General features: G+C 60.7%; 9 protein-coding genes and 4 pseudogenes. 5 read left to right on the top strand and 8 right to left on the bottom strand.

Annotated features, from left to right (window positions below):
* Positions 1 to 14: 14 nt before the first annotated feature.
* Together NKJ11_RS18965 and NKJ11_RS18960 are read right to left on the bottom strand one after the other, a co-directional pair.
* Positions 15 to 992 carry a transketolase family protein gene (locus NKJ11_RS18965; protein ID WP_352793959.1) on the bottom strand — a complete coding sequence of 326 codons (978 nt, stop codon included), beginning with the start codon at positions 990 to 992 and terminating at the stop codon, positions 15 to 17.
* A complete protein-coding gene (locus tag NKJ11_RS18960; protein ID WP_023768618.1) occupies positions 989 to 1,870 on the bottom strand; it encodes a transketolase in 882 nt (293 codons plus the stop codon). Before NKJ11_RS18960 ends, NKJ11_RS18965 begins: the two co-directional genes overlap by 4 nt.
* A gap of 98 nt (positions 1,871 to 1,968) precedes the next feature.
* Between NKJ11_RS18960 and NKJ11_RS18955 the strand changes: the two genes are divergently transcribed.
* Together NKJ11_RS18955 and NKJ11_RS18950 are read left to right on the top strand one after the other, a co-directional pair.
* Positions 1,969 to 3,348 carry an aminotransferase gene (locus tag NKJ11_RS18955; protein ID WP_352793957.1) on the top strand — a complete coding sequence of 460 codons (1,380 nt, stop codon included), beginning with the start codon at positions 1,969 to 1,971 and terminating at the stop codon, positions 3,346 to 3,348.
* A 122-nt stretch (positions 3,349 to 3,470) separates the two neighbouring features.
* The gene (locus NKJ11_RS18950; RefSeq protein ID WP_352793955.1) at positions 3,471 to 4,964 is read left to right on the top strand and encodes an NAD-dependent succinate-semialdehyde dehydrogenase; all 1,494 of its coding nucleotides are present in this window, start codon (positions 3,471 to 3,473) and stop codon (positions 4,962 to 4,964) included.
* A 77-nt stretch (positions 4,965 to 5,041) separates the two neighbouring features.
* Here NKJ11_RS18950 and NKJ11_RS18945 read toward each other — a convergent pair whose 3' ends face one another.
* Together NKJ11_RS18945 and NKJ11_RS18940 are read right to left on the bottom strand one after the other, a co-directional pair.
* Positions 5,042 to 5,461: a Fic family protein gene (locus NKJ11_RS18945; RefSeq protein ID WP_023737287.1), complete on the bottom strand. Its 420-nt coding sequence runs from the start codon at positions 5,459 to 5,461 to the stop codon at positions 5,042 to 5,044.
* A gap of 23 nt (positions 5,462 to 5,484) precedes the next feature.
* Positions 5,485 to 6,183 (bottom strand): Fic family protein, encoded by a 699-nt coding sequence (locus NKJ11_RS18940; RefSeq protein ID WP_352793953.1) that lies wholly within the window; start codon positions 6,181 to 6,183, stop codon positions 5,485 to 5,487.
* Positions 6,184 to 7,228: 1,045 nt separating this feature from the next.
* Here NKJ11_RS18940 and NKJ11_RS18935 point away from each other — a divergent pair.
* Positions 7,229 to 7,971 (top strand): annotated as a pseudogene (locus NKJ11_RS18935) (oxygen-independent coproporphyrinogen III oxidase); the annotation flags it as partial.
* Positions 7,972 to 8,785: 814 nt separating this feature from the next.
* Here NKJ11_RS18935 and NKJ11_RS18930 read toward each other — a convergent pair.
* The 3 genes and pseudogenes from NKJ11_RS18930 to NKJ11_RS18920 form a co-directional block, all read right to left on the bottom strand.
* Positions 8,786 to 11,320: a two-component system VirA-like sensor kinase gene (locus tag NKJ11_RS18930; protein WP_352793951.1), complete on the bottom strand. Its 2,535-nt coding sequence runs from the start codon at positions 11,318 to 11,320 to the stop codon at positions 8,786 to 8,788.
* A gap of 641 nt (positions 11,321 to 11,961) precedes the next feature.
* Positions 11,962 to 12,339 (bottom strand): annotated as a pseudogene (locus NKJ11_RS18925) (type IV secretory system conjugative DNA transfer family protein); the annotation flags it as partial.
* A gap of 267 nt (positions 12,340 to 12,606) precedes the next feature.
* Positions 12,607 to 12,965: pseudogene (locus tag NKJ11_RS18920) on the bottom strand (DDE-type integrase/transposase/recombinase); the annotation flags it as partial.
* Between the two features lie 507 nt (positions 12,966 to 13,472).
* Here NKJ11_RS18920 and NKJ11_RS33855 point away from each other — a divergent pair.
* Positions 13,473 to 14,007 (top strand): annotated as a pseudogene (locus NKJ11_RS33855) (aldehyde dehydrogenase family protein); the annotation flags it as partial.
* Between the two features lie 283 nt (positions 14,008 to 14,290).
* The gene (locus tag NKJ11_RS18910) at positions 14,291 to 23,131 is read left to right on the top strand and encodes a Ulp1 family isopeptidase (RefSeq protein WP_352793949.1); all 8,841 of its coding nucleotides are present in this window, start codon (positions 14,291 to 14,293) and stop codon (positions 23,129 to 23,131) included.
* A 152-nt stretch (positions 23,132 to 23,283) separates the two neighbouring features.
* Here the strand turns inward: NKJ11_RS18910 and NKJ11_RS18905 are convergent.
* Positions 23,284 to 23,436 (bottom strand): winged helix-turn-helix domain-containing protein (locus NKJ11_RS18905; RefSeq protein WP_352794073.1); only part of this gene is annotated, 153 nt, incomplete at its 5' end.

Genomic DNA, 23,436 nt, shown 5'->3' with positions numbered 1-23,436 from the left:
TGGTTGTCCGCCGCTCAGCCGAGGGCTTCGAGGACGGTGGCCTCAATTCCCGCCGCGTCCAGACGGTAGTGCTTGTAGAGATGCGTTGGCGGCGCAATCAGGCTGTATTCGTCGCGGATGCCATGGCGTATCAACCGTGCCGGGCTGCCCGCCTCCGCCATGATTTCCGCCACCGCGCCGCCCAGACCGCCGAGGATATTGTGTTCCTCGATGGTTAGGATGAAGCGGGAGTGGGCCGCGGCCGAGAGCACGGCCTTCGTATCCAGCGGCTTGATCGTATGCATGTCGATCAGCCCGACGGACTTGCCCGCCGCGCGCAGCGCGCGGTAAGCCTCCCTCGAGGGATGGACCATCGAGCCACAGGCGATGATGGTCAGTTCCGATCCTTCGCCGTGGACGATCGCCTTGCCGAACTGGAACTCGACGCCGTCGTCATAGACCACCGGTTCCTGGCCGCGGCCAATGCGGAAGTAGATTGGCTGGGCATGATTGACAGACGCCCTGACGGCGGCCGCCAGTTGCGGGCCGTCAGCCGGCGCGACGACCGTGAGGTCGGCGATGCTTCGCATGATGGCAAGATCTTCCGTCGCATGGTGGGAGGTGCCGTAGAAGCCGAGTGAAATACCGGCATGATGACCGATCAGCCGCACCGGCAGAGCCGAATAGGCGACGTCGGTTCTGATCTGTTCGCAGCACAGCAGCGCCAGGAAAGAAGCGAATGTAGCGACGAACGGCATGGCGCCTGTGCTGGCCATGCCGGCAGCAGCCGAAACCATGTTCTGCTCGGAAATGCCAAATTGCGTGAAGCGTTCGGGAAAGCGTTGCGCGAACCGCACCAGCCCGTTGGAATATTGAAGGTCGGCCGTACCGGCCACGACCGGATAACCGTCTTCGACCAGATCAATGAGCGCGTTGGCCAGATAACTCAGGCCAGGCGCACGCGCGTTGATCTGGCGGTACTGCCAGGAGTTGGTATCGATCGGGCCGTTCATTGTGTTTTGCCTCCACGCTTGATCTCTTCGGCGGCCAAGGCCTCGTCCGATGGCGCGAGATAGCCCAGATGCCAGCCGGGTTCGGTTTCCATGTAACCAACGCCCTTGCCTTTGGAGGTCTTGGCAATGATGCAGACGGGCCGGGTGCGGTCTGCCTCGGCCTTCAACTGTCGCAGCAGCGTCGCGAGAGCGACGACGTCGTGCCCATCGACCTCGTGCACCTGCCAGCCGAACGCCGCCCATTTGTCGGCCAACGGTTCGATGCCGATGATGTCGTCGACCTGCCCGTCGAGCTGGTATCCGTTGCGGTCGACGATGGCGATCAGATTGCCGGCCTTATGGTGGGCGGCGGAGAGCGCCGCTTCCCAGACCTGGCCCTCCTGCATCTCGCCGTCACCGAGCAGGACATAGACATCGAAGCGCCGGTTGGCCGCACGGCCGCCAAGCACCATGCCGAGGCCGCCGGACAGGGCATGGCCGATCGAGCCGGAGCTGAAATCGACGCCGGGCACCTTGCGCATGTCGGGATGATCGCCAAGCGGATTGCCGAGCCGGGTGTAGCCATCGAGGACGTCCTTGGAGAAGAAGCCCCAGTCGACCAGCAGCGGGTAAAGGCCGACCGCGGCATGTCCCTTGCCCATCAGGAAGCGGTCGCGATCCGGCCATTGCGGCTCGCCGCGCCTCAGCCGCATCGCATCGTAGTAGAGCGTGGCGAATATTTCCGCGCAGGAGAACACCGACGAATAGTGGCCCACCTTGGCGATCTGGATGAGGCGCAGCGTCTCGAGCCGGACGAACTCTGCCCTGTCGCGCAACAGGGCGATCCGCTCCGCGTCGGGTGGCAGGGTGTTGTTTGAAGGAGTGGGTGCGTTGGCCATTGGACGTCACTCTCAGGATCATTTTTTCTCGACAACTTATAAGTTATAAGATATTCCTCGCCGAAGCAACCGCCTATCTGGTCGCAAGGAGAATTTTGATGAACAACGAATCGCGCGTGCTGGACATGGCCAGGCACTTTCATTCCCAAACGGATCCACGCCTGCATGAGGATCATGGTCCGTTGACGATCGTGGCCGGCGAAGGCGCGACCGTCACGGATGACGCGGGCAACCGCTATATCGAGGGCATGGGCGGACTCTGGTGTGCCTCGCTCGGCTTCAGCGACAGCCGGCTGGCCGCCGCTGCTGACCGCCAGATGCGCAAGCTCGCCGTCTATCACACCTTCAATCACCGCTCGAATGAGCCCACCGTCGAACTCGTTGAACAGCTTACCGCGTTGGCGCCGTTCGACCACGCGCGCGTCTTTCTGGTCGGCTCCGGTTCGGAAGCCAATGACACGATGGTCAAGCTCGCCTGGTATTACCAGGCCGCGCGGGGACGTCCGGAGAAACGCAAGATCATCAGCAGGTTTGGCGCCTTCCACGGCAGTACGATCATGGGCGCGGCGCTGAGTGGGCTGCCGCACATGCACAAGTCCTTCAACCTGCCGCCGCTTCCCGTCATATTCGCCGCGCGGCCGTTCCACTATCTCGACGGTCTGCCGGGCGAGGCGGAGCATGACTACGCCACGCGCCTGGCCCAGGAACTCGAGGCCCTGATCCTGGCGGAGGGGCCAGAGACGATTGCCGCGATGATCGCAGAGCCAGTCATGGGCGCCGGCGGCGTGCTGGTACCGCCGGAGAATTATTTTCCAAAGGTTCAGGCGGTGCTGCGCAAATACGACATTCTGATGCTGGCCGACGAGGTGGTCTGCGGTTTCGGACGCACCGGAAATTGGTTCGGCAGCCAGACTTTTGGCATGGAACCGGACATGCTGTCGGTCGCCAAGGGGCTTTCATCCGGTCATCTGCCCATTGGCGGCGTCATTATCTCCGACAAGGTCTACCAGTGCGTCGCCGACGAGGCCCACAAGGTCGGCGTGTTCGGCCACGGTTTCACCTATTCCGGCCATCCGGTGACAGCCGCCGTCGCCGCCGAGGCGATCAGGATCTACCGCGAGATCGATCTCGTGAGCCAGGCGCGCCGTCTCGGCGATTATCTGCATGCAGCGCTCGCGGACGCGCTCAACGACCATACACTGGTCGGCGAGGTCCGCGGCCGCGGTTTTATAGCGGGGATCCAGATCGTCGAGGATCGCGCCACCCGTCGCGCCTTTGCGCCGGAGCTGCGAATTGGCACCGATGTCGAGCGGCGGTGCCGCGAGCACGGAGTCATGATCCGCAACATGGGCGACGTGCTGGCAATCTGCCCGCCCTACGTCATCGCCCCTAAAGAGATCGATTACATGGTTGATGGCATTCGCGCGGCTCTTGATGAGACCGCGGCGGCCCATGCGCGGACTGACCAGTCGGCATGAACCCGCCCGGCGTGCGGCGAGACGTCGCTGGAGGGGCCGGCCGCGCGAAAGGCGCTTGGGCAAGCGCGAGCCGCAGCCAGCATACAGGATCCTGATTGTCTTATCCGAACGGAGGCCAGACCATGCTTCAGAAAACCAGCCATTTCATGCGCCAGGCCAATCTCATCAACGGCGAATGGGTGCAGGCCGACAGCGGCCAGACGGTCGACGTCAACAACCCGGCCACCGGTCTCAAGATCGGCACCGTGCCGAAGTCGGGCAAAGCCGAGACCCGCCGCGCCATCGAAGCCGCCGCGGAAGCTTTCAAGACCTGGCGCAAGACGACCGCGCTCGAGCGCTCGAAGCTGCTGCGCAAGCTGCACGACGCGATGATGGACAATCAGGACGTGCTGGCCAAACTGCTGACCATCGAGCAGGGCAAGTCGCTGTTCGAATCGAAGGGCGAGATTGGCTCTGCCGCGGCCTACATATTGTGGTTCGCCGAGGAAGGCCGCCGCACCTATGGCGACGTGGTGCCGTCGCCGTGGGCGGATCGCCGTATCCTGGTGACCAAGGAACCGGTCGGCGTCATCGCCGCCATCACGCCGTGGAATTTCCCGTCCTCGATGCTGGCCCGCAAGCTCGGCCCGGCGCTCGCCGCCGGCTGCACCGCAGTGGTCAAGCCGGCCTCGCAGACGCCATATTCGGGCCTCGCCTGGGGTGCGCTCGCAGAGGAGGTCGGCTTCCCCAAGGGCGTCGTCAACATCCTGACCGGTTCGGCAAGCGAGATCGGCGACGAGATCTGCGCCAATCCGCTGGTGTCGAAGATCACCTTCACCGGATCGACGGAAGTCGGCAAGCTTCTCATCCAGAAGTCGTCGGTCACCGTCAAGAAAGTGTCGATGGAACTCGGTGGCAACGCGCCGTTCATTGTCTTCGATGACACCGACCTCGAGCGTGCGGTCGCCGGTGCGATCACCGCCAAGTATCGCAATTCCGGCCAGACCTGCGTCTGCACCAACCGCTTCCTTGTCCAGGCTGGTGTCTATGACAAGTTCGTCGAGAAGCTCGCTGCCGCCAGCAATGGGCTGAAGGTCGGCTCCGGCCTCGAGGACGGCGTGCAGCAGGGGCCGCTGATCGACGAGAAGGCGGTCGAGAAGGTCGAAGAACTGATCGCCGACGCCACATCCAGGGGCGGCAAGATCGTTGCCGGCGGCAAGCGCCATGCGCTCGGCGGCTCGTTCTTCCAGCCGACCGTCATCGCCAACGCGACACCCAATATGCGCTTCATGAAGGAAGAGATCTTTGGGCCGGTCGCCCCGGTGTTCAAGTTCGAGACCGAAGAGGAAGCGATAGCGCTCGCCAACGACACCGAATTCGGCCTCGCCTGCTATTTCTACACCGGCGATCTCGGCCGCGCCTTCCGCGTCATGGAAGGGCTGAAATACGGCATGGTCGGCGTCAATGAAGGCCTCATCACCACGCCGGAGGCACCCTTCGGCGGCGTCAAGGAATCCGGCCTCGGCAAGGAAGGCGGACATCAGGGCATCGAGGATTACCTCGACACCAAATATGTCTGCATCGGCGGCCTCGGCTCTAGTGGGCCGGCTTTTCCCGCGTCTCAGAACGCGGAATGACGAACCCGCGGGTGATCCGGTGAAAATCTTTCCGGTTCCGAGGAGAAGTGACCTAAGATCGTGAGCGCCCTATGCTCTTACGTTTCCGGAAAAAGCTTCGGAAACAGCGCGTCCAGAGCGTCCGCCGGAAAGCGTAGGGACACTGGGCCCTTTGGCGTTTCCGACGCCAATAGTCCGAGCGCGATTACGTCATTGAACACTCGACGCGCCGTACGTTCGGGTAGTCCGCTAATACGGGATGCCTCGCCGCGGTCAAACTCACCGCGCGTGAGCGCTTCCTCCACGAGGCGGCCGGCTTCGGGCTTCAGACCACTGCGCTCCACATGCCGATACAGCCGCTTGGCCAACGTGTCGAGATCGAACAGTCCGGTCATGAAGCTCACCTGATCGATACACGCCTGCAGGAACCATAAGGTAAAATCGCCGAGTGCGCGTTCGGAGAGGTTGCCACGTCCGTCGAGATCACCCTGGCGGGGCATATCGGCATGATCCATCATGCTCTTGTAATCCGTTCGGCTTTTCACGCCACGTGCCAAGCCTCGTGAGATCGACCACAGCCCGTGCGCGGCGACCCCGGCCTGAGGGCCATGGCGTGGCTCATCAATCGGCTGACGCGTCCGTTGCCGTCCGGAAACGGGTGAATGTAGTTGAAGCGGTGATGCGCGGCAGGAATGGTCAGGATGCGTCCGGCCTTGCCCAGCTTATCGAAGCGATAACGCATGGCAAAGTATTGCATGAAATCGTTGACGCGATCGCTCGAAGGCGGTTCATGCCGGCCGATGGCGACGTCATGCTCTGGCTTCGATCGCCACTCACCTGGCGCCATGACGAACTCACGGCCGGAACCCTTGATGGTCAGCATGGGCGATTCCGCATCGCGGTAGAATTCCGCATGCAGCCATCGAAGAAAACCTACCGATGCCGGTTCCGGCAACTGCCCATCGGCAGCCAGGCGGTCGATCTCGGCTTGCACGCGAACGTGCGCGGCCGCCTCGAGCTGCAGATTGCGGCGGTTCTCGTCTCGATCGAAATTCCGACCAGCGCCCGTTCGATGTCGCGCGGGCGCGTATCGTGGCCTTCGATCAGGTTGCTGTAGTAGGTGTTCATGTTGCGCACGAGATGGGGCGAGGTTGGCTGCGGTACGCGAGTGCAGGCTTTTGCCCAAAACAGCCGACGTCGCCAGGCTTGGACACAAATCGATGCTGCCGATGATGATCATGGCCGATGTTCGGCAGGCCTATCGTACTGACAACTACGCACAAACCGTAATTGGGGGAGCCATCTGGCCGATGCTTTGGCCGATCTATGACGATCGGCCGGACTCAGACAGGTTCGAGGTGGAAAACAGGCAGCTTTAAACATGGTTCTGCCTCGGCCAGCGCAAGATTCGCCTGGAGCTTCGCTTATGCTGTGTGAGCTTGTTCTCTCGCGCCCGAATTCCCCATGGATGGCCCAAAAGCAGGCGATCCATTTGTCATTTTTAAGTGCGTCGGACTGCCAGTTGATCGCGTTCTGACCCGACTGGGAGTTCAAGTTTGACCTGAAACTGACCGGGTGCTGGATGGCAGGCTTCATCCCCACCGGTCTGATATGAAACAACGTCCGGCCCCGAGGCTAGGCTGCAATCTCGGATGGCTTGTATGCGCCGTTTTTTTAGAGCGTGTTGCGGGCTTGGTCTGCTCAACCTCGGAGCTCTACGCTTCACGGCGAGGATGAGCGTTCGAGGCGCAGGATTACTGCCGACACTGCTCTTCTTGTTCGCATTGGGCAGTTCCCGTTGGAAGCTTCCATCTTGCCGACTGCTGAGTTTGGAGTCGCCGTAGCTGTGAAATCGAAAAGAAGCCCATAGGCAACGTTTGCCGCGACGCTACTGAGAGCTGGTCACCGGGAGAGCCGAAGGTAGAACGAAGTTGTCTCGTTGAGCTTGTATGTGGCGCCAGCATAGAAGGCCCAGTTCCCACCCCAAGGCTTATACAAACCGCCACCGTTAGCGCCGATCGCGTTCATGGCCTCGTCCTTTTGGCAGAGATCACCACGGTCGCTAGCTGGCGAGCAAAGTCCGTCCCAGCGCTGCATTATCTCGTCGGATCCGGCAAGCTGGCAGAATTTCCCAGGCGGAGCTGACGGGGAGGGATGGTGGGAATAAAACGGTGCGCGTGAGGTCTCGGCGGGAACAGCCAAGACATCTAAGCGGAACGGACTGGCATAACGCAAAGACACAGGCGAGCTCAGCGGCAAGGTGGTTTGTTATCACCATGGGACGCCTGCCGCGTCAAACGGTGGTGTCGTGGGTCGAGACGGCGAGGGCAGCGGTCGCCATGCGCCCCGACCGGCTTGCCTTGTTCGGCTACTCGCATATCCCATCCCAAATAAAGAACCAGCGCCTCCCATCGAGGCGGAATTTCTTCCCGACAGCGCTGCCCGCGCTGAACAGTATGCGGCTGTCGCCGTGAGGCTGATTGCCGCCGGCTACCGACAGATCGGGCTCGACCATTTCGCCTTGCCGGACGACGAGCTCGCGCTGGCACAGGAAACAGGTCGCCTGCGACGTAACTCGTTGGGCTACTCGGCTGACACCTGCAGAACCCTGATCGGTTTCGGCGCGTCGGCTATCGGCCGCACCGGCCAGGGATACGTTCAAAACGAAGTTACACGGGATTCCTACATCCAGCACATCGCAGCTGGCCGACTGGCTACATCGAAGGGCCATCGCCTCACAGACGACGACCGCGTGCGAGCCGCAATTATCGAGCGATTAATGTGCGATTTCGAGGCTGACGTGCCGGCAATCTGTGTCGCCCACGGATCTGATCCGATCCGTCTTCGCGGTTCAGATGAGCGTTTGGCGATGCTGGCCAAGGACGGAATAGTGGACTTCGAAAACGGTTTTGTCCGCGTACGGCGGGAGCATCGCTTTGGGATTCGCGCTGTCGCTGCCGCATTCGATGCTTTTAGGGATGGCGTTACGTATCCCGCAGGTGAGGGCAAGCAGACACACGGAAGCTAACACAGGGGGTATCTTTTGCCGGAGAGAACGAGCTGCCATCGTGCGGTGCCCGGTTAGTAGTGAAGCGCCGTAAAATGTCGACATAGGCGTTGGTGAACTGGACCGAACGACGAGAACAGCCTATCCAGTGTGTTGTCGGCAGTTAGTTCGAAAGTCCTGCTACACCCGATCCGATGCCTCTCAACGCCGAGGCCGCACCTCCGTGCCGAAGCCGGCCTTCCCAATGGTGGGTCGAGCCGTCGCTTACCCCGTGCTTGCCTCACAGATCCGCGACCGAGAACCCAGCCTCATGCTCCCGCCCTGCCGGGGCCTAGGTCAATCTAGCATGAAAGGAACACGTCGGAACCTGGGATATCGCTTGCCCGGCCGGGCGGCGATAGCCTTGTCGGGGCAGCGAGGAGCCGTAGCCGATGATGAACGCACAGGAGAAGTCTGGCGTGAATGGGGCGATGATTGTCAAGCTTTGCTCTCGAGTCATTTCGTCAACCATCTTGCGTGACCGATTGGCGACCATCTCCTCGTCCCGACCTTATATTACCCGTTGCCTGTCGCCGCCAGCGCGCAGTGACTTGTCAAGGATGGAGGCCCGCAGACCCCATCGCGCGGCGACTTGTCCTTGACGGTCACGAGCACGGCGGCAGGTTTGCCGTGGTCGGGGAGCCCTTCCTTGGGCGGAGCCGACGACGGTGTTCGAGGGGAACTCGCCATGAGCCGGGTGCGCAGAGATCGTCCGACGCTCTTGTATTTGCTGGATCCCAGCCGGCTCCGCCTCCGACTGCCTCGGTAGCTCGGTATCCTGAGCGCGTCGGCGGCATCATGCCATTATCATCCTACGAATTGCATGCTCCATCGTCCTGGACGAGACCGGTTTGGCTAGCCAAAGGACGAAGGTCTGATTACCAGATGTGATCGGCATGGGGTCGCTTCCACCAACGACGATGATGGGCACCGTCATCAGGGTGGTACGTAGAGCTTCGGGCTGTCCTGGCCCGAGGAAAGTCGCTTTATCGAAAATTAGGAGGTCGGCTGCCTTCCCGCTCTCGATCCAGTCGCAAAGACTCTCGAAGGTCGCGAAGCCGACCGGCTTATAACCCAGCGCGGCGATCTTATCCTTGTAGATCTCCAACGCTGCTGGATCGGGGTCAACGACTGCAATGATTTCTCCGTTGCCAAGTGATCCATCGCATGGGCCGAAAGCGCTATCAGCTCTGACCTGCTCCTCAGCGCAGGCCGGTAAGTAGAGATCGAAGCGTGTACCTCGGCCAACAGCCGAGGTGACGTCAAGGCATCCTGCGAGCGCGCTCACATGGCGGTCCACTGCAGCAAGACCCAGTCCGGTCCCGCCGACGCGAGAGCGCGTGGTAAAAAAGGGCTCAAAGATATGCGGAAGCACCGAACTTGCGATTCCTTGGCCATCGTCGCTGATGGAGAGGAGAACGTAATCTCCCGGTTTCAAGGTGCCCTTAGCCACGGGCTTCGTTTGACAGACGTGAGCGCGAGAAACGCTAATCTCGACACGGCCCTCATTCAAGAGAGCCTCCGACGCGTTCTTGCATAGATTCATAAGGATCTGCTGTATCTCGGTCGGGCTGCCCTCGATCACCGTTTGCCACTCGTTGATCTTGAAGTTCAACTGAACATCCGCACGAAGTGTAACCCGCAGCAATGGCGCGAGATCCATTACACTCTCCGAGACGTCGAAAGGCATCGTCACGCGCTTCCGATTTCGGCTTAGTGACAAAATTTGATCAATAATCAGTTTGGCTCGGTTGCTGGCCAAGATAATTTGGCCGATGTGGCCCCGAATTCTCGAGGGGCGACGCACAAGACCTTTAGCCATCTCTGCGTAGCCGACTATTGCTCCTAGAACATTATTGAATTCATGTGTAACGCCGCTTGCGATTGTGCCGACAGCCGTCAGCCTTTCCGCATGCTCCCATCGACTCTCAAAAAGGTTACGTTCCGTGTGTACACGTTGCATTTCAAGATGGTTGCCTAAACGCACAGTAGCGCTCGCCAGAACCAGGAGGTCGTCTGTGGAGGGTGGTGAGCGATCTCCTTCAAAAACAAGGATACAAACCGCAGCCTGCTGATCGGAGGCCCGGCAACCAACAATTTGACAAACACCGGTAGTGCCTACGGCAGTCCGAACCACTTCCGACGCCGGAACGACGCGAAACACTGGCTGTTCCGGGTGTACAAGTGAGACGACTTCATGGATTAGCGTGGCGTTGCAGACGCGCATGCGCTTGTTCGCGACAAAGTACTCGGTATTCCTGCTGATACTCGGATCCACCAGAGCAAGCGCGCATTGATCCGCATCGAAAACGCATTGAATGAGTCTAAGCGCCGCTTCGGTGGAGAAGCGCCGCGAAGCCTTCGTTGCTTGACTGTCGATGAAACAAGCTTCGATCTCACTCATCGCCGCTTCAAGCTCTAACCGCCTTTCCAACCGGTTCGTCCGCACATGCAGCGTGGAGGCTCGAATGGTCGCAAACAAGCAGAGGCATATGGACACCAAGCCAAAGAAAAGCCGTGTACGCTGCGCTTGCGCGCTGGCGAAGCTGTAGGCTTTCAGATGTTCTCGCTCCAATTCGGCAGCCTTGGCGAACGTGTCGAAGGATGGGATCCGATTGACAGCGCGGTCCAACCTCAACATTGAGGACAGGATAGCGCGGCCCTCGCGGGCAACATCCTCCGTGACTTGGTCCTGGCTAGGAGGAAGTCGGCGGAGAGACTGATCGATTTGTAATGCGAGGCTGAATCCCGGTCTGGCCGAAAATTGAAGGATCAGATTGGAAAATTCAGGCCTGTTCGACACTCCCCCCCAAAGGCGATTAGCCGAGCGAGCAAAGCGTACGAGAGAGCTTTGCAGAAGCTCATTTTGCGCGGCCGAGTTCGAGATGGCAGCTTCTGTGTTTTCGAGGGACTTTTTGAGCTGTGCAACCAACCTGGAGTGCACCCCGGAGCTCTCATTGGGCGAAATCTCAACAAGGCGTTGGTAGTTTTGAAGGTTCCTTTTTAATGCTTGCCCGGTAGAAGCAACGGAACGGAAGTCCAATACCATGTCGGCGCGGGCGACGTCTCGCTGGAGCAATGCGTAGTTGATCTGAATCGTCCGCAGTTCGCTTAGGACCGCCTCGTTGATCTGGGGGTCTTGCCACTGTATCGCGACCAAGAGCGCAACCGAGGCCACTAGGGCCATTACAGAAGCTTTGTCGGTACTGAGCCATTTTTCCCAAACGAACGGCGTTTGAGCCGCGGTGCGTGCCTTGCGAAGGTCCGAGTTGAATTCTAGCTCCCCATCGCGTCGGTGTGCGGCCGGATGCTGCTGGAACAGGAAAGCCAAGTGTACCTCTCCCCTCAAACAGGCGGTGTAGACACCGTTGCACTCTGCCCCCATGGCCCGCTGACCTTCCATTGATTCGCGGGCGTTTCGACCTCGACGGCGAGGCGGCAGCACAAGGCGGGCAACTGATCGCAGTTTTCGGAACTGGTCTTCCGAGAGATCATCGAAGGGGCATACAAGCGCACGCCTGCAGCAGCCGAGGATGATACCGGCCGGTCAAACGCAACTGGCGAGGGCCGGATCTGCTGTTGGCTGGCAGCTAACACTGGCGGGGCGGCGGCCTCAACTACGGCGTGCCTAGAGCCGGCTGCTGCGAAAGCGTCCGACACGCTTCCCTTGGGGTCATCCCGTCCAGCGGGCATTCTTGGATCGCTGAAAAAAGACGAGGCGGCTTGATGATCCTGCCCTCGCTGAAGCACCTCGCGAAACCCCTTTTCCAGTCGCAGAAGCTCCTCTGGACCGGTAGGCGGCTCGTCAGCTCGACCATCGAACAGCGGCCGGAGCGCCTCGGACACGTGCTGCTCAAAGCCCACTCGCCGGGCCTGGACCGCTTGCCCGTCTTCCAAGCCGGCGTCCTGCACCTGCGACAAAGCTGTTACACGGGATGGATTACTATTTCGCGGGTTCATACTAGCCTCACATCAAACTGTATCGTCAAAGTCCTGCGCCAATTCACACAGCGGGTCATCGAGTTGAGATTCTGCGGAGAGCGCCTCCTCTGCTCCCGTCAAGGGCGCCGGCTCCGGGAGGGCGCCTGTCTGGCTTTCAAAGATGCGTTTCAGAATGCGATCCGAAAAATATCGCACCTTCCTCAATTTTAATGGTGGCAGACCTTTGATGAGAACAATCTCGTAGTCGTCATCGAGCAGCCGAACCTGTTCGGGACGCAATAGCGGTGCACCTTGATGTGAATTCTGAATGTTCCAATCGAACGTTCGCGCCTGGCTGTAGGAAATCGATTGGGCTTGAAATGTGAATCCACCGATAGCTTTGGAAATGTAGTTCGGAGTCTCGTCATCTACCTCGATGTTCCTAGAAGCGCGCCGGCAGCCCGGGCGGGGGGCTTGGGGTTAGACTGCCAGCGCACGCCACTCATAAAGAGCGGCCTCTTTTCGCGGTTCGGACACCCATAGTCAACCCGGCAACGTCTGGATGCCCGCTGTGCTTTTTGCAGAGCGGCGATGCCGGGCATATCGGCCGATCCTGTCTAGGATGGTGTGGCCACTCTCGTCGGCCGAGTTGATGCTCCAGCCAGTATCGCCTTGCCGACCAGCATGAGTTCGCCGTTAGCAATCCATTGTTGCGGGCGTTCCAGTCACGGCCTTCCATTCGGCGATGGCTTGCAAGCGATGAACATGTATGGCGAGAGCAGAACGTTTGGGGCGGGGGACGAAGAGGTTGCGGAGGGCTGACAAGGTCGAGACGAAGCGTTGCAGGCCTCCCGGCGATCGGACCCCTGCATCATCCGCTCCCGTTTTCGCGGCGGCACATGGGAATTCTCCGCTCTGTTGTTCAACCCCTTGTGCGACCGGTGCTCGACGTCCGGCATCATCTGTCGCTTTGCCGCTCCATACGAGCGAAGCTAGTCGGTGATCATGCGCTTCGGCGCGAGCCCCTGCTTCTTCCACAGCCGCGTCAGCAAGCGCAACCTCTCGCAGGGTGCGCTCTCAGAGTTCGTTCCTGCGCAGCGGCCTTGTTATCTCGATACTGGATAAGCGTCTACGAACCTACGCGCCGCATAACGAGCTTTGTTGCGCTGGTCGGTTGCGAAGGGTGGCTCTATGCATCGCAGTGGCGGACGCGAAATCCTCACCATCCTTCTGCATCGCGCTATTTGGCTTGCCGAACACCCAATTTCGCCGGCACGCTGCCGCTGAATACGATGATCATCTCGCATTCTTGCTATGGAGACTGTCGTCCTTCCTGGGCACGCGGCTGACGGCGACGAAAGCGGGTTTATTCATGCAACACCCCTTTTTGGCAGGCAAGCTGGTGGACTTCGGGATGTCGGGGGCGAATATAGCGAAGACTCCCGCCGCTCGCTGATGCATTCTGGACGCAACCGCATCGAGCCGATGTGTTCGAGACGCTTCGCGGCTGCAGTCGCCGAACGATGGCGTGGTTATGCGACCTGTTCGGCATGGCTACCCCCGTCCAGTCAGGCGTTCACGAAGGTGTTTGTCGAGAGTTCGTGGAGAAAGTCCGCCACTTATCGTTGGCGAGGGCTTTGCTCCGGAGTGGCGATCGGTGCGCTGATCGACAGGCAGGCTCTGGCCAAAATCGAATCCCATGCCGTCGCGAAAGGCCGCAGAATCGATGCGGGGGCAAACGCATCGCGCGAATGGCACGTCGAACTATCGGTCCGGTCTCCAGCGAGATGACCATCGCGCAAGAAAGAGACATTCGGGCGGCTGGCGCCTGTGATTGCTTCGACGATGCGGATAGGTCGTGCATGAGGCCAACGACACGATCTACGGCCTTCCCCCACATTTGTGCCTCAAACGGAAGCGTGTTTGGCGTGTCGCCGAGGCCTTGGAATATGGCATAGTGGTATGAACACGGGACGCATGTCGTCGGAAGCCGCGCCTTTCGGCCGAGTGAAGCAGTCCGGCATCGGGCGGGAGGGTTCCCGCCATTGCCTCGAGGACTACCTCGAAATGAAATACCTCTGCACTGGCGGCATCTGAAGCATGGGCTTGCAGGGCTCGCAGACCGGTAAACCAGCGAGCCATCTCCAAATATGTGAATTGTGGATTGCTCCTCGACGGGAGCTGAGGGGCGGCTCCGCAAGCCTTACGACGCTCTTTGCGAGCCGTAGCTGCCGAGCTGGCAAAAGGCCGGGCTACGTCGCGCCAGCGCAATCGGCGCGCAGAAAATTAGGCCTACCCGCTCCGGGACCGCGGACCTCGTCAGCTTCTCGTAAGTATGCCCGAGTAGGTTGCTCAGCTGATCTGTGGACGTGAGGCTAACGTGAACCGGCACAAATTTGACCTATCCAATGTAACAGGTTGGCGGCAGGTGCAGCCCCCGGCATCTCAAGAGCAAGCGGCACAGGCCGGGCAAGAGGGCTTTGAGCAGCGCTCGGGCGAGGCGCGCCAAGCCGCTGCCCAAATTCCCGCCCCCGGCGTTCCGGCTCTGCCAGACCCGTTCCATCCTCATCCGTCTCACGGAGACCTGAGCCTCATCGAAGGCGCGGCCCCATGGGAAGCGCAGCCCATGATGCAAGGGAGCGGACAAGAACACGCCGCGGCGCCGTACGCCGGAGGCAGTGGGTCGATGCTAGGTGCCTCGGTGCTGCAGCCGGGTCACTCAACGGCGCGCCATCATCATGCGCCGGATTCGTCAGTGGGTGATCTGAATCCTTCCGCACCGTTCGAGTTGCGTGACCATGCTCGTTCCCCCGTGCCGGCGGCGGTGCAGCCAGATCCTCCAGTAGTGGTCTCCGACGGTCGCGGCTGCAAGCGTCCTCTTTATTCCAACGATGCGACCGTTGTCGAAGGGCTGAGGTCACTCTACGCGGGTAAGGCCAAGGAGGAAACGGTCAAGCGCCATGTAAATTCTCTTTACGGCTTTGGTCGTTGGCTCTTTAAAAATAACAAGCCGGGATTTGCTGCTCGGCTTCACGAGGAGTCGCTGGATGAAGATCTCAAGGAGTACGAGAGCAGTGGTGGCTCCTCGACTGTGGCTGTGGCACTGCGTCGTCTCAGAGAGTCGGCGGGCGGAGTGCCAATGGTGGGCCGCGCTGTCCTGAATCCCGACCCTGCCGACGCCGTGCTCATCAAAGAGTACAAAGCGGCTCTCATCAAAGAGTACAAGGGAGCGCCTGCGACCGGGCCGAATCGCCAAACCATTCACGACTATGGAGCTACTCTTAGACGTTTCAGTGAATACCTGGTTGAAAACAACAAGCCGGGGATTGCGGCTCGGCTTCACGAGGAGTCGCTGGATGAAGATGCCAAGCGCTATAAGGCCTCCAGTGGTGACCGGAGGATCATTGCACTAGCTCAACTCCGGAAGTTCCTGCCGTCCGCCGCACTCGGGCGCGAAATTGCCCTTGCTGCTCGTCCGGAAGACGCACTCGGCATGGAGGCTCGTGCCATTGGGGACGCCGCTGCGCAGCACAGCGGGCCGCAGAAGGCATTGGGTCGGCCAGAGAAGCTCCCTGGGGAAGCTAATGAAGACGCCGCTGTTCTGCCATCGTCTTTCGTACCAACTGGGCACCATCACCAAGCCTCGGATCCCGCAGAGTCCTTTCGTCCCCTGATCTGGCGCGACGGCGACCAGCGCGCGCCGGACGAGCGGATCGCTGCACAGGACAGGAGCAACCTGCTACCAAGCGAGGAGGTGCCACTGAGGCCACCGGAATTCGCTCCTCCCAGCTTGCGGGCGGGGAATTCCGCCTCGCCAGAGCTCTTTCCTGAGGGGATGTCCCCCGCGGTCGAAGGGTTTTTTGGTGTTTTCGGCGACCCCAGCGGGCGGGTGCTCGGCGCATTGCAATTGCTAGGCGACGAACATATCCACAGGGATTACCAGCTCCTGGAGCAGGAGTTGCAGGGGAACAATCCAGAACTCGCCGCCCGGACGCGGTTCGTGGATCCCCTCGTAGCCAATTATCATCTGCGCTTGGGCTCCGAGAGCGACAAGCTAAGCGCATTCCAGCGCATCGTCCATAATCAGAACGGTAACGACACAGCCGACTTCCTGTTCGTGCCAGTGAGCGATGGCGGTAAGACTCTTGCGGAGCGCGGCAAACATTGGTCGCTGCTGTTCGTTGATCGCAGCGACCGGGAACGGCCGGTTGCCTATCATTATGACTCCGTCAGCGGATGGCATGACAAGCTTGCAAAACACCTCGCAGAAAGGCTGGGCGCCAGCCTGGAGACCCGCGTGGACTTACCCCGCATCGCCCAGCAGAGCAACGAGTGGGATTGCGGAGTCTACGTGGTGGACGGCACGCGGGCGCTGGTTGGGCGATTGCAAAGATGGCAGCCAGACCTGCCAGACCTGAACCTCAACAACCTCGTCGTCAATCGGCAGGCACTACAAACCCGACTCATGGGTGACGATACATCTGGAACGGCAAATTATCTCACGAACTTTGAACTCATGGACCGACAGGCGCGAGACGCGGTTAAGGAAAGCCCCGTTGGGACGTTTCACCAGCGGATCAAGCGGCTCGGCCAGTCAGCGCGAGCGTTGCACGACAGAGCCCTGGCTCCAGTCGCGCCGGACCAAGGCAACCCAGACTCGGTGTTCGTACGGGACGTTGTTCCCGGGGAAACACGCCATCATCATGCGCCGGATTCGTCAGTGGTTGATCTGAATCCCCCCGCACCGTTCGAGTTGCGTGACCATGCTCGTTCTATGCCGGCGGCGGTGCAGCCAGATCCTCCAGTAGTGGTCTCCGGTCGCGACAAGCGTCCTCTTTATTCCAACGATGCGACCGTTGTCGAAGGGCTGCGGTCAGCACTCTATGCCGGTAAGGTCGGGGAGCGCACGGTCACGGACCATGTAAATTCTCTTCTCGGCTTTGGTCGTTGGCTCTTTGATAATAACAAGCCGGGATTTGCTGCTCGGCTTGACGATCCGTTGCTGGATCAGGATCTCAAGGAGTACCAGCGCGAGAGTGGCTCCTCGAACGTGGCTAGAGCACTGGGTCGTCTCAAAGAGTCGGCGGGCGGAGCGCCAATGGTGGGCCGCGCTGCCCTGAATCCCGACCCTGCCGACGCCGTGCTCATCAAAGAGTACAAAGCGGCTCTCATCAAAGAGTACAAGGGAGCGCCTGCGACCGGGCCGAATCCCAAAACCACTCAGGACTATGCGGCTACTCTTAGACGTTTCAGTCAATACCTGCATGAAAACAACAGGCCCGGGATTGCGGCTCGGCTTTACGAGGGGTCGCTGGATGAAGATGCCAGGCGTTATTTGGACTCCAGTGGTAACCGGTGGATCAGTGCACTAGCTCATCTCCGGAAGTTCCCGCCGTACGCCGCACTCGGGCGCGAAATTGCCCTTGCTGCTCGTCCGGAAGACGCAGTCGGCATGGAGGCTCGTGCCATTGGGGACGCCGCTGCGCAGCACAGCGGGCCGCAGAAGGCATTGGGTCGGCCAGAGAAGCCCCCTGGGAAAGCTAAGCAGCTGAGCGAGATCGGCAATTCAGGCGCTCGCGTGCTGATGCAGGCCCCCACCCATCAAGTGGGTGCATTGGCATGGGAGGCGCAGCCCATGATGCTGGGGGACGAGCACCTGGCACCGCATACCGGAGGCAGTGGGTCGATGCTGGGTGCCTCGGTGCTGCAGCCGGGTCACTCAACGGCGCGCGATTCGTCAGTGGTTGATCTGAATCCCCCCGCACCGTTCGAGTTGCGTGACCATGCTCGTTCTGTGCCGGCGGCGCCTGCCGGGCCAGCGTTCGCCAGGGCTGAGGAGACGCCCTCCGCGGTTGGCGAGGCCGCGGAGGCCGCAAGGTGGGCTCGGTTGCAAAAGCAAATGGACGAACCAGTGCATGATCCCGGCCCTCAAGTGGATACATCGCCATGGGAGGCGCAACTCATGGTGCAAGGGAGCGGACAAGAACACGCCGCGGCGCCCTACGCCGGAGGCAGTGGGTCGATGCTGGGGGCCTCGGTGCTGCAGCCGGATCACTCAACGGCGCGCCATCATCATGCGCCGGATTCGTCAGTGGTTGATCTGAATCCCCCCTCACCGTCCGAGTTGCGTGACCCTGCTCGTTCTGTGCCGCCGGCGCCTGCCGGGCCAGCGTTCGCCAGGGCTGAGGAGACGTCCTCCGCGGTTGGCGAGGCCGCGGTGGCCGAAAGGTGGGCTCGGTTGCAAAAGCAGAAGGTCGACGCTGATTTGTCGGGATATTTCGACTCGATTCCGCACGCGGACCTTCTACGATCGCCATGGGAGGCGCAACTCATGACGCAAGGGAGCGGACAAGAACACGCCGCGGCGCCCTACGCCGGAGGCAGTGGGTCGATGCTGGGTGCCTCGGTGCTGCAGCCGGGTCACTCAACGGCGCGCGATTCGTCAGTGGTTGATCTGAATCCCCCCGCACCGTTCGAGTTGCGTGACCATGCTCGTTCTGTGCCGGCGGCGCCTGCCGGGCCAGCGTTCGCCAGGGCTGAGGAGACGCCCTCCGCGGTTGGCGAGGCCGCGGTGGCCGAAAGGTGGGCTCGGTTGCAAAAGCAAATGGACGAACCAGTGCATGATCCCGGCCCTCAAGTGGATACATCGCCATGGGAGGCGCAACTCATGGTGCAAGGGAGCGGACAAGAACACGCCGCGGCGCCCTACGCCGGAGACAGTGGGTCGATGCTGGGTGCCTCGGTGCTGCAGCCGGGTCACTCAACGGCGCGCCATCATGATGCGCCGGATTCGTCAGTGGTTGATCTGAATCCCCCCGCACCGTCCGAGTTGCGTGACCCTGCTCGTTCTGTGCCGCCGGCGGTGCAGCCAGATCCTCCAATAGGGGTCTCCGGTCGCGACAAGGGTCCTCTCTATTCCAACGATGCGACCATTGTCGAAGGGCTGAGGTCAGCATTGGAGAGCACGGTCAAGCGCCATGTAAATTCTCTTCTCGGCTTTGGTCGTTGGCTCTTTGATAATAACAGGCCGGGATTTGCTGCTCGGCTTCACGAGGAGTCGCTGGATCCGGATCTCAAGGAGTACGAGAGCAAGAGTGGCTCCTCGGACGTGGCTAGAGCAGTGGGTCATCTCAAGACGTGGGCGGGCGGAGCGCCAGTGCTGGACCGCGCCGCTGTCCTGAATAATCCCGACCCTGCCGACGCCGCGCTCATCAGAGATTACACAGCGGCTCCCATCAAAGAGTACAAGGCAGCGCCGACCGGGCCGAATCCCGCTACCATTCAGACCTATGGATCTGCTCCTAGACGTTTCAGTGAATACCTGGTTGAAAACAAAAAGCCGGGGATTGCGGCTCGGCTTCACGAGGGGTCGCTGGATGAAGATGCCAAGCGCTATAACAACTCCGGTGGGATCAGTGCACTAGCTCATCTCCGGAAGTCCGAACTCGGGCGCGAGCTCCCTGGGAAAGCTAATGAAGACGACGCTGTTCTGCCATTGCCTTTCGTGCCAACTGGGCCCCATCACCAAGCCTCGGATCCCGCAGGGTCCTTTCGTCCCCTGATCTGGCGCGACGGCGACCAGCGCGCGCCGGACGAGCGGATCGCTGCACAGGACAGGAGCAACCAGCTACCAAGCGAGGAGGTCCTCATCAACCGTGAGCATGATACAGCGGAGTTGAGACCAGCGAAGAGGCAAAGGACCCCGAACAGTCGTCTGCAGGACGTTGCCACTGAGCCGCAGCTGAGCGAGATCGGCAATTCAGGCGCTCGCGTGCTGATGCAGGCCCCCACCCATCAAGTGGGTGCATTGCCATGGGAAGCGCAGCCCATGATGCAAGGGAGCGGACAAGAACACGCCGCGGCGCCGTACGCCGGAGGCAGTGGGTCGATGCTGGGTGCCTCGGTGCTGCAGCCGGGTCACTCAACGGCGCGCCATCATCATGCGCCGGATTCGTCAGTGGTTGATCTGAATCCCCCCGCACCGTCCGAGTTGCGTGACCATGCTCGTTCTGTGCCGGCGGCGGTGCAGCCAGATCCTCCAATAGGGGTCTCCGGTCGCGACAAGGGTCCCCTCTATTCCAACGATGCGACCGTTGTCGAAGGGCTGAGGTCAGCTTACGCGGGTAAGGTCAAGGAGAGCACGGTCAAGCGCCATGTAAATTCTCTTCTCGGCTTTGGTCGTTGGCTCTTTGACAATAACAGGCCGGGATTTGCTGCTCGGCTTGACGAATCGTCGCTGGATCAGGATCGCAAGGAGTACGAGAGCAGGGGTGGCCCCTCGGAGTACGAGAGCAGGGGTGGCCCCTCGATCGTGGCTAGAGCACTGGGTCGTCTCAAGACGTTGGCGGGCGGAGCGCCAGTGGTCGACCGCCCTGTCCGGAATCCCTACCCTGCCGACGCCGCGCTCATCAGAGATTACACAGCGGCTCTCATCAAAGAGTACAAAGAAGCGCCTGCGACCGGGCCGAATCGCGGTACCATTCAGGTCTATGGATCTACTCTTATACGTTTCAGTGAATACCTGCATGAAAACAAAAAGCCGGGGATTGCGGATCGGCTTCACGAGGGGTCGCTGGATGAAGATGCCAAGCGCTATGTGAACTCCGGTGGTAACCGGAGGATCAGTGCACTAGCTCATCTCCGGAAGTTCGCACCCGGGCGCGAAATTGCCCTTGCTGCTCGTCCGGAAGACGCAGTCGGCATGGAGGCTCGTGCCATTGGGGACGCCGCTGCGCAGCGCAGCGGGCCGCAGGAGGCATTGGGTCGGCCAGAGAGGCCCCCTGGGAAAGCTAAAGACGGGCGGGTGCTCGGCGCATTGGAATGGCTAGGCGACGAACATATCCAGAGGGATTACCAACTCCTGGAGCAGGAGTTGCAGGGGAACAATCCAGATCTCGCCGCCCGGACGCGGTTCGTGGATCCCCTCGTAGCCAATTATCATCTGCGCTTGGGCTCCGAGAGCGTCATGCTAAGCGCATTCCAGCGCATCGTCCATCAGAACGGTAACGACACAGCCGACTTCCTGTTCGTGCCAGTGAGCGATGGCGGTAAGACTCTTGCGGAGCGCGGCACCCATTGGTCGCTGCTGTTCGTTGATCGCAGCGACCGGGAACGGCCGGTTGCCTATCATTATGACTCCTACAACGGATGCAATGACACGCTTGCAAAAGAGCTCGCAGAAAATCTGGGCGCCAGCCTGGAGACCCGCGTGGGCGTATCCCGCATCGCCCAGCAGAGCAACGTGGTGGATTGCGGAGTCTACGTGGTGGACGGCACGCGGGCGCTGGTTGGGCGATTGCAATCGCAGCCAGATAACCTGAACCTCAACAACCTCGTCGTCAATCGGCAGGCACTACAAACCCGCCTCAGGGGTGACAATACATTCGGAACGGCAAATAATCTTACGAACTTTGAACTCATGGACCGACAGGCCCGAGACGCGGTTAAGGAAAGCCCCGTTGGGACGTTTCACCAGCAGATCAAGCGGCTCGGCCAGTCAGCGCCAGACGTTGCTCCCGGGGACCCATTTAAATTTCAAAGTCTTGAGAGCAAGGGGGACGCCGCTGCGCAGCGCAGCGGGCCGCAGGAGGAATACAGTTGGCCAGAGTATCTCCCCCCTGGGAAAGCTAATGAAGACGACGCTGTTCTGGCATCGTCTTTCGTGCCAACTGGGCCCCATCACCAAGCCTCGGATCCCGCAGGGTCCTTTCGTCCCCTGAGCTGGCGCGACGGCGACCAGCGCGCGCCGGACGAGCGGATCGCTGCACAGGACAGGAGCAACCAGCTACCAAGCGAGGAGGTCCTCATCAACCGTGAGCATGATACAGCGGAGTTGAGACCAGCGAAGAGGCAAAGGACCCCGAACAGTCGTCTGCAGGACGTTGCCACTGAGCCGCAGCTGAGCGAGATCGGCAATTCAGGCGCTCGCGTGCTGATGCAGGCCCCCACCCATCAAGTGGGTGCATTGCCATGGGAAGCGCAGCCCATGATGCAAGGGAGCGGACAAGAACACGCCGCGGCGCCGTACGCCGGAGGCAGTGGGTCGATGCTGGGTGCCTCGGTGCTGCAGCCGGGTCACTCAACGGCGCGCCATCATCATGCGCCGGATTCGTCAGTGGTTGATCTGAATCCCCCCGCACCGTCCGAGTTGCGTGACCATGCTCGTTCTGTGCCGGCGGCGGTGCAGCCAGATCGCCCAAAAGTGGTCTCCGGTCCCGACAAGGGTCCTCTTTATTCCAACGATGCGACCCTTGTCGAAGGGCTGAGGTCAGCACTCTATGCCGGTAAGGTCGGGGAGATCACGGTCAAGCGCCATGTAGATATTCTTTTCGGCTTTGGTCATTGGCTCGTTGAAAATAACAAGCCGGGGATTGCGGATCGGCTTCACGAGGAGTCGCTGGATCGGGATCGCAAGGAGTACGAGATCTGGGGTGGCGGCCCCTCGGCCGTGGCTGGGTCACTGGGTCGTCTCAAGACGTGGGCGGGCGGAGCGCCAGTGGTGGGCCGCCCGGCCCTGAATCCCCACCCTGCCGACGCCGTGCTCATCAGAGAGTACACAGCGGCTCTCATCAAAGCGTACGAGGCAGCGCCGACCGGGCCGAAACCCCGTACCGTTGAGGTCTATGGGTCTGCTCTTAGACGTTTCAGTCAATGCCTGGTTGAAAACAAAAAGCCGGGGATTGCGGATCGGCTTCACGAGCGGTCGCTGGATGAAGATGCCAAGCGCTATATGAAAACCGCTGACATCAGTGCACTAACTCATGTCCGGAAGTTCGCACTCGGGCGCGAAATTGCCCTTGCTGCTCGTCCGGAAGACGCAGTCGGCATGGAGGCTCGTGCCATTGGGGACGCCGCTGCGCAGACCGCGGCACAAGCTCATGGCCACGCAGGAGAGCAGGGACCCATCTCTCGAGCTCAACAAGTCGCGCCAGCGCCGTTTGAACGGCACTTGGGCAAGAAGCGTGAGGCCCAGGACGGACTGACGAGTACACTTGACAGGAGCAACCTCGTGAACAGCGGGGGCGTCATCATAAACAATGAACATTACACAGCGCTGTTGAGACCGGCGAAGAGGCAGAGGACTGATAATCCGCAAAACCGCGCCATGGGGCGGCAACTGAGCGAAGCAACCACGACGTCCATCAGCCAAGCCTCCGATCAAGCCCGAGCGGACCTAATGGCTTCCTTCAGAAGCAGGGAGCGCTCCGACGCGGGGCGTTGAGCTCCATGGCTGGCGTCAAGCAGAACAGCTCTCTTGACGACAGAGGCGCTGATGCGATCTCCGGACCGGTAGCTCTCGCCGTAATTGATCAGGCTGGTACTGTTGGAAGGCTTGATCAGCCTCGTCACCCCAATCTCCAGCATAGCTCACTGTCACGCGGCCAACGTGCCTCCGTAGCTAACATCTACGTCAGCGTTGAAGAAGTACCCTGCGCCACGGGATGTTTTGACCAGGCGAGGGTTGGCCGCATCAGCCTCCAGCTTTCGGCGCAAGCGCATGATTAGGACATCGATACTTCGATCGTA

Origin of the sequence: Mesorhizobium sp. M0243, from assembly GCF_040321775.1 — a bacterium.
GTDB lineage: Bacteria > Pseudomonadota > Alphaproteobacteria > Rhizobiales > Rhizobiaceae > Mesorhizobium.
Note: the sequence above shows the minus strand (reverse complement) of the source record. Positions and strands in the feature narration are given on the sequence as shown.

What these genes read in the sequence shown, in the direction of transcription:
- NKJ11_RS18965 (WP_352793959.1), bottom strand. Translation starts at nt 992, where the DNA reads ATGAACGGCCCGATCGATACCAACTCCTGGCAGTACCGCCAGATCAAC.
- NKJ11_RS18940 (WP_352793953.1), bottom strand. Translation starts at nt 6,183, where the DNA reads ATGATCATCATCGGCAGCATCGATTTGTGTCCAAGCCTGGCGACGTCG.
- NKJ11_RS18950 (WP_352793955.1), top strand. Translation starts at nt 3,471, where the DNA reads ATGCTTCAGAAAACCAGCCATTTCATGCGCCAGGCCAATCTCATCAAC.
- NKJ11_RS18945 (WP_023737287.1), bottom strand. Translation starts at nt 5,461, where the DNA reads ATGATGGATCATGCCGATATGCCCCGCCAGGGTGATCTCGACGGACGT.
- NKJ11_RS18960 (WP_023768618.1), bottom strand. Translation starts at nt 1,870, where the DNA reads ATGGCCAACGCACCCACTCCTTCAAACAACACCCTGCCACCCGACGCG.
- NKJ11_RS18955 (WP_352793957.1), top strand. Translation starts at nt 1,969, where the DNA reads ATGAACAACGAATCGCGCGTGCTGGACATGGCCAGGCACTTTCATTCC.